General features: G+C 57.2%; 1 rRNA gene. It reads right to left on the bottom strand.

The features are described from left to right. A 23S ribosomal RNA gene (locus N5096_RS16100) occupies positions 1 to 1,026 on the bottom strand; the annotation flags it as partial.

The following is a 1,026-nucleotide window of genomic DNA, read 5'->3' as shown; positions in this document are numbered from 1 at the left end:
ACCTTGACACCCCCAATAGATAGCAGCCGACCTGTCTCACGACGGTCTAAACCCAGCTCACGACCTCCTTTAATAGGCGAACAACCTCACCCTTGCCCGCTTCTGCACGGGCAGGATGGAGGGAACCGACATCGAGGTAGCAAGCCACCCGGTCGATATGTGCTCTTGCGGGTGACGACTCTGTTATCCCTAAGGTAGCTTTTCTGTCATCTACGGGCCCCATTCCGGAGCCTCGTAGGTTCGCTAGACCACGCTTTCGCGTCAGCGTCACTCGTTGGGAATGACACTGTCAGACCATCTTGTGCTCTTGCGCTCTTCGCCGGATTCCCGACCCGGCTGAGATGATCTTCGGGCGCGCTCGATATCTTTTCGAGCGCGTACCGCCCCAGTCAAACTGCCCGGCTACCGGTGTACTCCTCCCGGAGTGAGAGTCGCAGTCACCGACGGGTAGTATTTCAATGTTGACTCGGTGGCGTGCTAGCGCACGTACCTGTGTAACGTCTCCTACCTATGCTGCACATCGGCGACCACGTCTCAGCGACAGCCTGCAGTAAAGCTCTATAGGGTCTTCGCTTCCCCTTGGGGGTCTCCAGACTCCGCACTGGAACGTACAGTTCACCGGGTCCAACGTTGGGACAGTGGCGCTCTCGTTTATCCATTCATGCAAGCCGCTACTGAAGCGGCAAGGTACTACGCTACCTTAAGAGGGTCATAGTTACCCCCGCCGTTGACGGGTCCTTCGTCCAATTGTACTTGGTGTTCAGATACCCGCACTGGGCAGGATTCAGTGACCGTACGAGTCCTTGCGGATTTGCGGTCACCTGTGTTGTTATTAGACAGTCGGAGCGCCCGAGTCACTGCGACCTGCTCCGTCGAGAGCAGGCATCCCTTCTTCCGAAGGTACGGGACTAACTTGCCGAATTCCCTAACGTCGGTTCTCCCGACAGGCCGTGGCTTTCGCTGCCAGAGCACCTGTGTCGGATCTCGGTACGGACATCGTGCTTGTCTTTTCACGGGCCCTATGTA

Origin of the sequence: Halorubrum yunnanense, from assembly GCF_026586675.1 — an archaeon.
GTDB classification, from domain to species: Archaea; Halobacteriota; Halobacteria; order Halobacteriales; family Haloferacaceae; genus Halorubrum; species Halorubrum yunnanense.
Note: the sequence above shows the minus strand (reverse complement) of the source record. Positions and strands in the feature narration are given on the sequence as shown.